Raw genomic sequence first — 12,833 nt, 5'->3', positions numbered from 1 at the left:
TTTGCTCGATCCAATGCCGCCATAATCGCCTTCGCGCCGCAACACCGCGGTCACAAAAAAACGCGGCGGAGTCGCACACTCTGCCGCGTTTTTCTTCACGCCACGCAATACCGCATCAGTACAACTCGGGCACGATCATCTCGGTCGCCACCGGCTGCCGGATATAGTCGGGATGATGGACGCGCTCGGGCAACGTGATGGACGAGTGCTCGACTTCCTTATACGGCACCTGGCTCAGCAGATGATGAATGCAGTTCAGGCGCGCGCGCTTCTTGTCGACGGCCTGCACGACCCACCATGGCGCTTCGGCAATATGCGAGCGCTGCAGCATCACTTCTTTAGCCTGCGTATAGGCTTCCCAGCGGCGGCGGCTTTCGAGGTCCATCGGGCTGAGCTTCCACTGCTTGAGCGGATCCTGGATCCGCGCCTGAAAGCGGATTTCCTGTTCTTCGTCGGTAATCGAAAACCAGTACTTGAGAATCTGGATGCCGCTGCGCACGAGCATTTTTTCGAACTCCGGCACTGAGCGGAAAAATTCTTCGTACTCCGCGTCGTTGCAAAAGCCCATCACGCGCTCGACGCCCGCGCGGTTGTACCAGCTTCGATCGAACAGCACCATCTCGCCGCCGGCCGGCAGGTGGCTCACATAGCGCTGGAAATACCACTGCGTGCGTTCGCGGTTGTTCGGCGCCGGCAGCGCGGCGACGCGGCACACGCGCGGGTTCAGGCGCTGCGTGATGCGCTTGATCGCCCCGCCCTTGCCGGCCGCGTCGCGGCCTTCGAAGATCACGACGAGGCGATGGCCGGTCTCTACGATCCAGTCCTGCAGCTTGACCAGTTCACCCTGCAACCGGAACAGTTCCCGGAAATAGAGCTTGCGCAGCGCACGTGCTTCGTCCGATACCGCTGCGTCACCGTCGAGGATGCGGTCGTCGACTTCCATCTCCAGTTCCTCGTCGTACGCATCGATGAGGTCTTCTTCGAAACGCTTCTGCCGTGCGGCCAGCGTCGTCGGGTCGTTCTCCCGGTCGAACTCGTTCATCGCGTTTCTCCACGTTGCGCGCTGCACTTTAATGGCAGCGCGAAAGATCGATTATCGAAGCGCCAAATGTCAACTTTGTTACCTGACAGTGCGATGTAATCGAAGGTGCGTCCGTGAAGTTTAGCGCAGCCGTTTCGCGAAGCTCAGTTGATGCCCATCCAGGTCAAGGAATATCATGCGCGCGCAAGGTCGCCTACCGGAACGTGCGCGCCACGCCGCGCCCACGCGGATCCGACACCGGCACCGGCGTATCGCCGTTGATACCGATTGCCTGAACGTCGCCGTTGAAGCTCTGCGCTTTCAGCACGTAGCCCTTCGCTTCGATCTGCTTTGCAAGCTCGCCGTCGACCGGCGCATACGGTTCCCAGAAAATTGCGTTAGGCGGCAGCAACTGATGGTGGAAGCGCGGTGCTGCCACGGCGTCTTTCAACGGCATGTTGAAATCGTACACATTGCTGATCACCTGGAAAATCGTCGTGAAGATTCGCGAGCCGCCAGGCGTGCCGATGACGAGCGCGACCTTGCCGTCCTTCGTGAGAATGGTCGGCGTCATCGATGAAAGCGGGCGCTTCTTCGGCTCGATCGAATTCGCGTCGCTGCCGACCACGCCGAACATGTTCGGCACCCCCGGCTTCGCTGCGAAGTCGTCCATCTCGTCGTTGAGCACGATGCCCGCACCCTGCACGACGACACCCGAACCGAAATAGCCATTGATCGTATAGGTGTTCGATACCGCGTTGCCCCACTTGTCGACGACCGAGAAGTGCGTCGTCTCCGCCTTTTCAGGCATCGACGTGCCGAGTCCCGGCACCACGCTTTTCGTATCCGAAGGCGTATTCGGGTTCACTTCGGCCGCGCGCTTCGCGAGATAGGCATCGTCGGTCAGTTGCGCAACGGGCACCTTGTAGAAATCCGGGTCGCCGAGGTACTGCGCGCGATCGGCGAATACGCGCTTTTCGATCTCCGCGAGCAAATGGATATACTGCGCCGAATCGAGGTCGACGCCGTTGAAATCCTGCTTGAGGTCCGCCTTCATCTTGAGCAGTTGCACGAGTCCAACCCCTCCGGAACTCGGCGGCGGCGCAGTGATGACTTCGTAGCCATTCCACTTCGCCTCGATCGGCTGGCGCCACACGGCGCGATAGTCGTGCAGGTCGCGCTTCGTGATCAGCCCATGTCCGCGCATCGACGCGGCGATCAGATCGGCAGTCTTGCCGTCGTAGAACTCCTTGACACCGTTGTTCGCAATGCGCGTGAGCACCGCTGCAAGATCGGGCTGCCTGAACGTCTCGCCGGCTTTCATGCCGCCGAAATACGTATCGAAGTTGGTCTTGCCTTCGAATTCCTTCGCGGCGGCGTCGCGCCGCTGCATCAACAGCTCGTCGACCACAAAGCCATCGCGCGCGTATTTGATGGCTGGCGCGAGCACCTGCTTCCATGTCAGGCGACCGAAGCGATGTTGCGCTTCCCACATGCCGGCCACCGTGCCGGGCACACCGACTGCGTAATAACCGACGAGGCTTTTCCCTTTGATCTCGTTGCCCTGATCGTCGAGATACATCGTTCGCGTCGCGGCCAGCGGCGCACGTTCCCGATAGTCGATGAAGTATGGCTTGCCGTTCACATAGAGCGTCATAAAGCCGCCGCCGCCGATATTGCCGGCTTCGGGATACGTGACGGCGAGCGTGAATGCGATAGCGACCGCGGCATCGACCGCATTGCCGCCTTCCTTGAAGATCTGTTGCGCGGCGTCGGCGCTGTATTTGTCCGCAACCGCGATCGCCGATGCGGAAAGCACGACCGGCTGCTTTGCAGGCCCCTTTGCGTAGACCGGCGTCGCATCGAGAAAGCCCGCCGAAATGGATACGAGCCCGGCAAACGCCAGGCTCGCAATCGAGAGTTTCGCTTTGTTGTTGGCCTTCACCGGCTGTCCTCCATGACACAAATGACCGATACTCAAAAGCTCGCGAGAAAGTCTGTCATGGGCTTATAACATGCCAACGCGCCGCTGCGAACCCCACCGCATGCGTTTATCGCGCATGCGGCGGTGCGGTTTGACCATCGGCAACCGCGTGCATAGCGGCCCGAGCGGCAACCTGAAGCGCTAGTCTGAGGCAACAACCCTAAGCAATGACCCTAAGCAGCGGCCTTCGAATCGAGCACCTGTTCCGCCACTTCATCGACCGCTGCCTTCGTGAGACGCACGATCTCATCGACGTCCGCACGCGTCGCGACGAGCGGCGGCGCAAAGCCGAGAATGTCGCCATGCGGCATGGCACGCGCAATCAGACCGCGCTGGAACGCGGCGGCCGACACGCGCGGACCGACCTTCAACGCGGGATCGAATGGCCGGCGTCCCTCCCTGTCGGCCATGAATTCGAGTGCGGCAAGCATGCCTGCGCCGCGCACTTCGCCGACCAGCGGATGCGAATCGAATGCCGCATGCATCTGTTCGAGCAGATAGGCGCCTGTTTGCGCTGCCTGTTCCGTGATGTTTTCGCGTTCGAGAATATCGAGGTTCGCAAGTGCCGCGGCCGCGCAGACCGGGTGCCCCGAATACGTCCAGCCGTGTCCCATCGGTCCGTTCTCCTGTGACGCGCCGTCGATCACGTCCCATACGCGCTCGCTGACGATCACACCGGAGAGCGGCGCATAGGCGCTCGTCAGGCCCTTGGCGACCGTGATCAGGTCCGGCTCGATGCCGTAGTGCTGCGCACCCATCTTCGAGCCGAGCCGGCCGAAGCCGCACACCACTTCGTCGGAGATCAGCAGGATGTCGTGCTTCTTCAACACCTTCTGGATAGCGGGCCAATAACCGGCCGGCGGCGGCAGGATGCCGCCCGTGCCCATCACGGGCTCGCCGATGAAGGCGGCGATCGTATCGGCGCCTTCTTTCGCAATCAGCTTTTCGAGCTCGTCGACGCAATAGTTGACGAACTGCGCTTCGTCCATGCCGGCCGGTGCCTGACGGTACCAGTGCGGACAAACGGTGTGCTTCACGCGCTCGAGCGGCAGGTCGAAGAACTGGTGGAAGCTCGGCAGTCCGGTCAGCGAGCCCGTGACGATGCCCGAGCCGTGATAGCCGCGCTGGCGCGAAATAATCTTCTTCTTGTTCGGCCGCCCCTTGACGTTGTTGTAGTACCAGACAATCTTGATCTGCGTTTCGTTGGCGTCGGAACCCGACATGCCGTAGTAAACCTTCTTCATGCCCGCAGGGGACCAGTCGATGATGCGCGACGACAGCTCGATGATCGTATCGGTCGAGTGTCCGACATACGTGTGGTAATACGCGAGCTTCTTCGCCTGTTCATAGATCGCGTCGGCGACTTCGGTGCGGCCGTAACCGATATTCACGCAGTAAAGGCCGGCGAATGCGTCGATATACGACTTGCCCTGGTGGTCTTCGATGCGAACGCCCTTCGCGCCGGTCACGATGCGGCCCGGCAGCGCGCCGCTCGCGTGATCGTGCGCATGGGTCGACGGGTGCATGAAGTGCGCGCGGTCCGCGGCGAACAGATGGTCGAGTGATTGATTCATGGGTGCTCCTTCCTGAATGTGCAGTTGCGTTTGATATAGCGACGTTGTTTGCGAATGCGGTTCGACGCGTGTGTCAGCCGGCGAAGGCATGCTGTGCGCCGCGCGGCGCCTGAGCGACGGGCAGGCCCAGTTGCCCCAGACAGAAGTAGCGCGTCTCGACGAACGGCTCGAAGCCTTCGAGTCCGCCTTCGCGACCGAGCCCCGATGCCTTCATGCCGCCGAACGGAATCGGTGCGCCGGTGAATTTCGCACCGTTGACCGACACCATCGCGAAGTCGAGGCGGCGAATCACCTGGAATACCGTATTCAGATCGGTCGCACACAGATACGCGGCGAGCCCGTATTCCGTATCGTTCGCGCGTTCGATCGCTTCGTTAAGCGTATCGAACGCCGATACGGCCGAGATCGGCGCGAAGTTTTCTTCGTCGTAAGCGCGCATGCCAGGCGTCGCATCCGCGATCACGGTCGGTTCGAAGAACCAACCACCGCGCGCATGCGGCGTGCCGCCTGCCGTGATGCGTGCGCCCTTCGCGCGCGCGTCGTCGACGCGGGATACCGTCGCGTCGAATGCGGCCTGATGCATGAGCGGGCCGACGTCGACGTCCGCATCGAATGCGGCACCCACGCGCAGCGCACGCACGGCTTCGCTGTATTGCTCGACGAATGTTTCATACAGCGGCCGGGCGACGAGAATGCGATTGGCCGCGCAGCAATCCTGGCCCGACGTCTGAAACTTCGCCGCAACGGCGACGCGCACCGCCTGCTCGAGATTCGCGTCTTCGGTGACGATAAACGGTGCGTTGCCGCCGAGCTCGAGCGACGTCTTCTTGATGCCCGATTGCGCGGCCGCCTGCATGACAAGGCCGCCGACGCGCGTCGAACCCGTGAAGCTGACCGTGCGCACGCGCGGATCGCGCACGAGCGTTTCCATCGCCATTTGCGGCTCGCCGAGCACGACGTTGAAGACGCCGGGTGGAAATCCCGCTTCCTCGGCGAGTTGCGCCAGCGCAAGCGCCGAGAACGGCGTCTCGTGCGCGGGCTTGACGACGACCGTACAGCCCGCCGCGAGCGCCGCAGCGGCCTTGCGCGTGATCATCGCATGCGGGAAATTCCACGGCGTAATCAGTGCGGCGACGCCGACCGGCTCGAGCATCGTGCCCAGATGCGCGCCATCGATATGCGTCGGAATCGTCCGGCCGTTCAGGCGCTTGCCTTCGTGCGCGAACCACTCGATAAAGCTCGCGCCATAAGCGATTTCGCCGCGCGATTCGGCAAGCGGCTTGCCCTGCTCGATCGAGAGAATACCGGCGAGATCGGTCTGATGACGCATCACGAGTTCATGCCAGCGCAGCAGCAGCGCCACGCGCTTCGCAACCGGCACGTAACGCCAGCTTTCGAATGCGCGCTGCGCGGCGTCGACGGCTTGCGTGATCTGCGGCGCTTCGAGCATCGGCACATGGCCGATGACTTCCTGGTCCGCGGGGTTTTGCACCGCCACGGTGGACGCGCTGTCGCTATGTACCCAGCGTCCATCGACGTAGCACAGCGATTTGAATAGAACGGGATGACCCAGCAGCATGACGACCTCCTCCGTGTTCGATGTCTCCCATTACTTTAGGTGCGGTGGGGGCACGATTTTTTCGGTTCGGGCGCCTGTGCGTTGCTGCTTTTTCTGTATTGCGCGTCCGAATTGCGGTTTTTTCGGGTGCGCTTTTTGCGCGGCACGTTTTGCGCAGTGCGTCGCTATGTGTCGTCCGACGCGACATGATCGGCCCAATCGGGCAAATTCCCCGGCGTGTTCTTCACTACCTTCGTCACGATATAGGTGAAATAACGCTCGATGCCGAGTTCGTCCGTCAGCAGCGAATCGATAAAGCGCTGATAGTGGTCGATGTCGCGCGACATCACATGCAGCACATAGTCGACGCCACCGCCCGTCGCATGGCATTGCACCACTTCGGACGCTGCAGCAATGCGCTCTTCGAAACGGCGCATATCCTGCGCCGTATGCCGCGCCAGCGTGACTTCGACAATGATGCGGCTGCCCTTGAACGCACGCGCCCAGTCGACGTCGGCCCGATAGCCACGTATCAGGCCGCCTTCTTCGAGCCGGCGCACGCGCTCCCACGCCGGCGAAATCGACAGATTCACCTCTTCGGCGAGACGGGACTTCGTGATGCGTCCGTCGCGCGCGAGGATGCGCAAAATGGCGAGATCGTAGCGGTCGAGTTTCATGTTGTACGCGTGCGGCATGGCGGTTGCGTGCATTGCAGCCGCTCAACGCGGCCTCGATGCCGTTGCGGCCGCCCGCCCTGCTTCTTGAGCAACCGGAATGCCGCGTTCGACCACGTCGGCAACCACCGCCACCGTGTCGCCGATATGCACGAGCCCCGGAAAATGCCGGGCGGCCAGCAATCCGCCGCGGCGCGCGCGGTATTCGACAGGCGGCACGCCGGTGCGCGTTGCATCGTAAATACGCGCGACGACTTCGCCCGCTTCCACCATCTCGCCAAGGTCCTTGCACAGTTCGAGCAAGCCGTCGTGCTCGCTCGTCGTGTAACAGGTGCCGTCGGGCATATCGAGCAGCGTCGTCGTGCGCGCGGCCGCGTTACCCGCACCGGTTGCTTGCGGAACGTACTTCTGCGCGTACTGCGCGTTCCACGCGAGCACGCCCGCATGCGCGAGAAACCCATACACGCCGCGCACCGCAACCGCGACGCTTTCCACCGTGGCCGTGCCGCCGCCGCCCAGTTCGGTCGACACGAACACCTTGCCGGCTTCTTCGACAGCGCTGTCGAACAAACCGATGCTGTCGAGTTCGAGCATCCGCATCGAATAAGGCGCGCCGAACGCGTTCATGGCCGCTTCGCAGCGTGCCTGCTGCGCCGCATCTTCGAGCACATGGATCGCGGCGAACGGTACGAAATCGAGCGTGCGGCCGCCCGCGTGTATGTCGAGCACATAGTCGGCAAGCGGCAGAAGATAGCGCTGGAAATAATCGGCGATCTTCTCGGTAACCGTACCGTCGGGCTTGCCCGGAAAACTGCGGTTCAGATTGCCGCGGTCGATGGGCGACGTGCGCGTACCCGCGCGAAACGCCGGGTAGTTCATGTACGGCACGATGATCACGCGGCCGGCTACGTCGCTCGCCTTGAGCGTCGATGCGAGTTTCGCAAGCGCGATCGGACCTTCGTATTCGTCGCCGTGATTGCCGCCCGTCAGCAGCACGGTCGGCCCTTCGCCGCGGCGGATCACCGTGATCGGAATCATCACCGCGCCCCATGCGGACGCATCGTGCGAATACGGCAGCTTCAGGAAGCCGTGCTGTTCGCCCTCGGCATTGAAATCGATCGTGGCCTGAATCGGCGATGCCCTCATCTGCTACTCCTTCACGAACAGCTTGCGCGGCGTATTGCAGAACGTCTCGACGCCGCTATCGGTAATCAGGATGCTTTCCGTGATTTCGAGCCCCCAGTCGTCGAGCCACAGCCCCGGCATGAAGTGGAACGTCATGCCCGGTTCGAGGACCGTCTTGTCCCCGGGACGCAGGCTCATCGTGCGCTCGCCCCAGTCCGGCGGATAGCTCGCGCCGATCGGGTAGCCGCAGCGGCTGTTCTTTTCGATGCCGGCCTTGCGCAGCACCGCGAAGAACGCGTGGGCGATGTCTTCGCACGTATTGCCCGGCTTCGCCACGGCGAGCCCGGCCTCGATGCCTTCGACGACCGCACGCTCGCCTTCGATGAAATGCCGCGGCGGCTTGCCCAGATACACGGTGCGCGACTGCGGGCAGTGATAGCGCCTGAAGCAGCCTGCGATTTCGAAGAACGTGCCGGCGTCTTTCGCAAACGGCGTGTCGTCCCACGTCAGATGCGGCGCGGCCGCGTCGGCGCCCGTCGGCAGCAGCGGCACGATGGCCGGATAGTCGCCGCCGTGGCCTGCCACGCCGCGGATGCCGGTCGAATAGATCTCCGCGACGAGATCGCTCTTGCGCATGCCCGGCTCGATCTTCTCGACGATATGCGCATGCATCTTCTCGACGATGCGTGCAGCCACACGCATGTATTCGATCTCACGCGGCGACTTCACGGCGCGCTGCCAGTTCACGAGCCCTGTTGCGTCGTGCCATTTCGCGTTCGGCAGGTTCTGCACGAGCGAACCGTACGCGGCGGCGCTGAAATAGTAGTTATCCATTTCGACGCCGATACGCTTTGCCTGCCAGCCACGCGCGCCGATGACTTCGCGCGCGAGGTAGTCCATCGGATGGCGCTCGGTCGACTGCACATAATGATCGGGATAACCGACGATATTCTCGCGCCGCATGAAGACCGTGCGCAACGCGCCGTTTGCGTCCTGACCGCGGCCGAACCAGACGGGCTCGCCTTCGAGCGCGAGCAGCACGCACTGATGCACGTAGAACGACCAGCCGTCGTAGCCGGTAAGCCACGCCATGTTGGTCGGGTCGCTGACGATTAGCAGCTCGATGCCCGCCATCTGCATCGCGCGGCGCGTCTTCGCGATTCGCACGTCGTATTCGGCCCGTTCGAACGATAGCCGTACGACAGGCTCCGCGGCCTGCCGTTTCTGTTGCATCGATTCCGACATCGTCTCCTCCCGGCGCGTCATGCGCGCGTTGTTTCGTTGCGAAAAAGGGTTCCCGCGCCGGCTTCGCGTGCACGCGCGAGCGCGAGCGCCGCAATCGCGGTGTCCTGCGCGCCCGTTCCGGTCAGATCGCACAGCGTGATTTCGTCGTCGCTCGTGCGGCCTCGCGCCGTGCCCGCAATGACCTGTCCCAGCTCGGCGAACGTTGCGCGCGCATCGACCGCACCCGCCTCGAGCGCGTGATGCAATTCGCCGAGCACGCGTGTTTGCGACGCGCGGTCGCAGATATAGCGCACCGCTGCGAGTGCCGCGGGCGCGATCTCGTTCTTGTGCTCGGCGTCGGAGCCCATCGCGGTGATATGCAATCCGGCATGCAGGTCGGCTGCCTGAATCAGCGGCTCGGTACTCGGCGTCGTCGTGATGGCGATGTCCGCTTCGGCCACCGCATGATGCGGGTCGCGCGCGACTTCGCATGCGACGTTCAACCGCGCCGCGATGTCGCTTGCGAAGCGCTCGGCGCTGTCGCGCCGACGCGCCCAAACGCTTACCCGCTCGAACGGCCGCACGAGCGATAACGCCTGCAACTGCAGGCGTGCCTGCTCGCCCGCGCCAAGCACCGCGACGTGCGGCGTGGCGCGCTTCGCGAGCCAGCGTGCGGCAACCGCGCCCGCCGCCGCGGTGCGCACCGCAGTCAGATAGCCGTTGTCGAGCAGCACCGCTTCGGTCAAACCGGTTTTCGCCGACAGGACGAGCATCAGGCCATTGAGACTCGGCAAGCCGAGTTTCGGGTTGTCGAAAAAGCCTGGGCTCACCTTGATCGCGAAGCTGTCGAAGCGCGGCAGATACGCGGTCTTTACGTCGACTTCGCCGTTGTGTTCGGGCAGATCGAGCCGCAGGATCGGCGGCATGGCGACCGCTTCGGTCGCAAGCGAAGCGAACGCGGCTTCCACTTGGTCGATCGCGGCCAGATCGAGCGGCACGAGTTCGCGAAGCCGGGCTTCGCTTAGCAGAGTGATGGCTGTCATGTGATGGTCCGTTTCGGGTCGCGGCGGGCAGGCGTCATTGCCCAGTGCGTTGTCGATTACTTCGGCGATAACTTCGGCGATTACCTCGGGCGCTTACCGGCGATTACCCTGCAACCACCCGGCGGTGCTGCTCGATATCGATATTCGCGCCGGTCACGATCAGCACGAGCGGACCGCTCTGCAGCGAATCGCCGCGCAACGCACCGTCGAGCAAAGCGGCCATGCCGACCGCCGCCGCACCTTCGACAACGAGCCGCTCCTGGCGGTACGCATGCACCACGCCGCGCGCAATCGATGCTTCGTCAAGCAACAGCAGGTCGTCGATCAGATCGCGCGTCAGCGAAAACGTATAGCGATTCTCGAGACCGATACCGCCGCCGAGCGAATCGGCAAGCGTTTCGAGTTCTTCGACCTGTACGGGCTCGCCTGCTGCGAGGCTCGCATGCATCGCGGCGCCGCGCGCCATCGACACGCCCGTGAGGCGCACAGCCGGACTGATCTGCTTCGCGGCAAACGCAACACCCGCGAACAGGCCGCCGCCCGACAACGGCACGACGATATTCGCGACATCGGGCAGCGCTTCGACAATCTCGAGGCCAAGCGTGGCCTGGCCGGCGATCACGTCGAGGTGATCGAACGGCGGCACATACGCAAAGCCTTCTTCGCGCGTCATGCGCAATGCTTCCGCTTGCGCATCGTCCTGACTCCTGCCGACGATATGTGCGCGAGCGCCGAGCGCGCGCACCGCTTCGACCTTGTTGTCCGGCACGAGCGACGACATGCACACGGTCGTCTCGATGCCAAGCGACCGGGCCGCATATGCGACTGCGCGACCATGGTTGCCGGTCGATGCGGTCACGACACGCTTGCAACCCTGCTCCGCAAGACGCGCAAGTGCATTCGTCGCGCCGCGCAGCTTGAAGCTGCCGGTCGGTTGAACGGTTTCGAGTTTCAGATAAACCGGTGTGCGCGCAAGCGCCGACAGCGACGCCGATTCGATCAGCGGCGTACGGCAAACGCGCCCTTCGATACGACGGCGCGCGCGGTAGACATCGGCAAGCGTGAGAACAGACATGGGCTTCGATACTTCATTGAATGAGGCCCAGTCTAATGTTGCACAAAATGATTTCCATTGTCCTGGTACATTTCGGCTGTGCATGCCGCGGTACGGCACCGGACACCGTGCCTTGATCAGCCGAAATCGTGCACTTGCGGATATTGCTCGAACACGTCGCGCATGGTTTGCAATGCATCGCGATAGGTGTCTTCCCCAACCTCCGCACCCACGCACAAACGCACCGCGTTCGGCCGGTCCGCGCCGCGTACGAGGAACGGATCCGGCGACGTCACGGCAATCTCGCGATTGCGCAATTCGCGCACGAGGCGGTCGGCCTGCCAGTGGTCCGGCACACGCAACCACGCGGATAGCGCATGCGGATGCGCACCAAGCACGTATTCGCCGAGCACCTGCTGCAGTGCGGCCTGACGCGCTTCGAGCCGCTCGCGCTGGATCTGCACGAGACGCGCGGCGGTACCGTCGTTGATCCAGCGCGTCGCGACTTCGGCCATCGGCGACGTCGCCATCCAGCTGCTCACGCGCAACACGCTTTCGACGCGCAACGCAAGGCGGCGCGGCGTCGTCATATAGCCGACGCGCAGACCCGCGAGCACCGATTTCGTCACGCTCGTGCAGTAGAACGACAGATCGGGAATCAGGCTCGAAATCGGCGGAATCGGCTTCGCGGGCAACGGACCGTAGACGCCGTCCTCGATCACATAGACACCGTAGCGCTCGGCGATACGCGCAATCGCGCGGCGCCGCGATTCGGGCATCATCGCGACGGTTGGATTGTTCAGCGTCGGCGTGCAGACGAGCGCGGTAATGCGCTCGCTGTCGCACATCTCTTCGAAGTGCTCGGGATGAATGCCGTACTCGTCGATTTCGAGCCCTTTGAGCGTAAAGCCGAGCACGTTGGCCGAACCGATCACGCCATGATCGGTGAGGCTTTCGGCCAGCACGGTATCGCCGGGGCCCACGAGCGATGCAAGCGCGAGAAAGATGCCATGCGCCGCACCGTTTGTGACGAGCAACGTATCGATCGATGCGGGCATACCGAGCGTCGCGAGCCAGTCGATGCCCGCCTGACGGTGCCGTTCGAAGCCCGCGATCGGCCGGAACGCGCGAATCCACGGCTGGTCTTCGGTGGCGGCCAGCGCGGCGCAGACCTTGCGCCACATCGCATCGTGTTCGGGCGTGTGAATGATCCGCGCAATCGAAAAATCGACCACCGAACGTTCCGCCGTGTCGAGCATATACGTCGACATCGCTTCGGTGACACGCTCGGCGACGAAACTGCCGCGCCCGACTTCGCAGCGAATCAGCCCTTGCCGTTCGAGTTCCTTGTACGCATTGGTGACCGTTTGCACGCTGATCGACAGCTCCGACGCAACGTCGCGCTGCGGCGGCAGGCGCGTCCCCGCCGACAACTCCTCGCTTTCGATGTCGCCGGCAATCGCCTTCACCAGCCGCTTGTACTTCGATTCAACGCCGTGCACAGCCAGCACGGCCTCCCGCCATTGCTCGATCAACTCGTTCTCCTCGCTCTTCCCCTATGCATAGTGCGACGAAA

General features: G+C 63.0%; 10 protein-coding genes. All 10 read right to left on the bottom strand.

What is annotated here, in order from left to right; genetic code table 11:
- Nucleotides 1–115 precede the first annotated feature (115 nt).
- Nucleotides 116–1,042 carry a polyphosphate kinase 2 gene (gene ppk2 / locus BTO02_RS27285; RefSeq protein WP_075160232.1) on the bottom strand — a complete coding sequence of 309 codons (927 nt, stop codon included), beginning with the start codon at nt 1,040–1,042 and terminating at the stop codon, nt 116–118.
- A 193-nt stretch (nt 1,043–1,235) separates the two neighbouring features.
- Nucleotides 1,236–2,966 carry a gamma-glutamyltransferase gene (gene ggt, locus BTO02_RS27280; protein ID WP_075160231.1) on the bottom strand — a complete coding sequence of 577 codons (1,731 nt, stop codon included), beginning with the start codon at nt 2,964–2,966 and terminating at the stop codon, nt 1,236–1,238.
- Between the two features lie 212 nt (nt 2,967–3,178).
- On the bottom strand, nt 3,179–4,579 hold the full coding sequence (locus tag BTO02_RS27275; RefSeq protein ID WP_075161435.1) for an aspartate aminotransferase family protein: 1,401 nt from the start codon (nt 4,577–4,579) through the stop codon (nt 3,179–3,181).
- Between the two features lie 73 nt (nt 4,580–4,652).
- Nucleotides 4,653–6,158 carry an NAD-dependent succinate-semialdehyde dehydrogenase gene (locus BTO02_RS27270; protein ID WP_075160230.1) on the bottom strand — a complete coding sequence of 502 codons (1,506 nt, stop codon included), beginning with the start codon at nt 6,156–6,158 and terminating at the stop codon, nt 4,653–4,655.
- A gap of 164 nt (nt 6,159–6,322) precedes the next feature.
- Nucleotides 6,323–6,814, bottom strand: coding sequence for an Lrp/AsnC family transcriptional regulator (locus BTO02_RS27265; RefSeq protein WP_075161434.1), 492 nt, complete (start codon nt 6,812–6,814; stop codon nt 6,323–6,325).
- A 42-nt stretch (nt 6,815–6,856) separates the two neighbouring features.
- Nucleotides 6,857–7,957 carry a N(2)-acetyl-L-2,4-diaminobutanoate deacetylase DoeB gene (gene doeB, locus BTO02_RS27260; protein WP_075160229.1) on the bottom strand — a complete coding sequence of 367 codons (1,101 nt, stop codon included), beginning with the start codon at nt 7,955–7,957 and terminating at the stop codon, nt 6,857–6,859.
- Nucleotides 7,958–7,960: 3 nt separating this feature from the next.
- A complete protein-coding gene (gene doeA / locus BTO02_RS27255; RefSeq protein ID WP_075161433.1) occupies nt 7,961–9,181 on the bottom strand; it encodes an ectoine hydrolase DoeA in 1,221 nt (406 codons plus the stop codon).
- A gap of 17 nt (nt 9,182–9,198) precedes the next feature.
- Nucleotides 9,199–10,203: a cyclodeaminase gene (locus BTO02_RS27250; protein WP_075160228.1), complete on the bottom strand. Its 1,005-nt coding sequence runs from the start codon at nt 10,201–10,203 to the stop codon at nt 9,199–9,201.
- A 103-nt stretch (nt 10,204–10,306) separates the two neighbouring features.
- Nucleotides 10,307–11,278: a hydroxyectoine utilization dehydratase EutB gene (gene eutB / locus BTO02_RS27245; RefSeq protein ID WP_075160227.1), complete on the bottom strand. Its 972-nt coding sequence runs from the start codon at nt 11,276–11,278 to the stop codon at nt 10,307–10,309.
- Between the two features lie 116 nt (nt 11,279–11,394).
- Nucleotides 11,395–12,792 (bottom strand): MocR-like ectoine utilization transcription factor EhuR, encoded by a 1,398-nt coding sequence (gene ehuR / locus BTO02_RS27240; protein ID WP_075160226.1) that lies wholly within the window; start codon nt 12,790–12,792, stop codon nt 11,395–11,397.
- Nucleotides 12,793–12,833: the final 41 nt, after the last annotated feature.

Origin of the sequence: Paraburkholderia sp. SOS3, assembly GCF_001922345.1 — a bacterium.
Lineage (GTDB): Bacteria > Pseudomonadota > Gammaproteobacteria > Burkholderiales > Burkholderiaceae > Paraburkholderia.
The sequence above is the reverse complement of the archived record's forward strand: the minus strand, read 5'-3'. Positions and strand labels throughout refer to the sequence as shown.